The following is an 884-nucleotide window of genomic DNA, read 5'->3' as shown; positions in this document are numbered from 1 at the left end:
GTGGTGCGGTCGAGGCGGGGGACGAGGGCGGTGCCGTCGCGGAGCGCCGCCTGGGGTTCGCGGGCGGCGACGAGCGCGGCGAGGACGTGGGTGGAGGGCGCGACGGTGTCGGCGTCGGCGATGGTGATGCGGCCGGGGGCTTCGGACTGTGCGGAACGCAGGAGGCCCCAGACGGTGGCGGCCGCGAGGTCGGTGATGTCCTCGCCCGGCACGGTGGCGACGGCCCCGTGGGTGAGGACGAGAAGGGGAGTGGCGGTGAGCCGGTCGTCGGCCAGCCATTCCTGGACGAGTCCCAGGATCCGCTGCGTGCTGCCGTGGACCGCGGTGACGGTGTCGGTCCCGGCCGTGGGCACCCAGGGCACCACGACGGCGTCCACGGGTGCACCTGACTCCAGGGCCGCGGCCACCGCGTCCACGGTGTCGAAACGGCGTCCGGTGAACTCGCCGTCGCCCAGCACGCCCCAGCGGATGTCCGGATCAGCCCCGGCGAGGGCGATCGGCCTCCAGGCGACATCGAACAGCGCGTCCTGACGCCGCTCCCGCACGTCGCCGATCCCGTCCGGTGACAGCGCGCGCAGCACCACCGAGTCGACGGAGGCGACGGGCTCTCCCGCGCGGTCGGCGAGCTGCATCGCGTACGCCCCGCCGGAGCCGTCCGGCACCAGCCGGACCCGCAGGGCGGAAGCACCCGTCGCGTAGAGCCGCACCCCGCCCCACCCGGTGGCGACCCGGGCCGCCGGAGCCCCGGGGGCACCGGCCACGAGCAGGGCGTGCGAGGCCGCCTCCAGCAGCGCGGGGTGCAGGCCGAAGCCGCCGGGAGCCGTCTGCTCGTCGCCTGGCAGCCGGACCTCGGCGAAGAGCTCCTCGCCCCGCCGCCACAGAGC

At 76.4% G+C, this 884-nt stretch carries 1 protein-coding gene; it reads right to left on the bottom strand.

All coding sequences use genetic code 11. The features are described 5' to 3' along the window. Positions 1-884 (bottom strand): polyketide synthase dehydratase domain-containing protein (locus K6I34_RS37535; RefSeq protein ID WP_229332481.1); only part of this gene is annotated, 884 nt, incomplete at both ends.

Origin of the sequence: Streptomyces sp. UNOC14_S4, from assembly GCF_020740835.1 — a bacterium.
Classification (GTDB): Bacteria; Actinomycetota; Actinomycetes; order Streptomycetales; family Streptomycetaceae; genus Streptomyces.
Note: the sequence above shows the minus strand (reverse complement) of the source record. Positions and strands in the feature narration are given on the sequence as shown.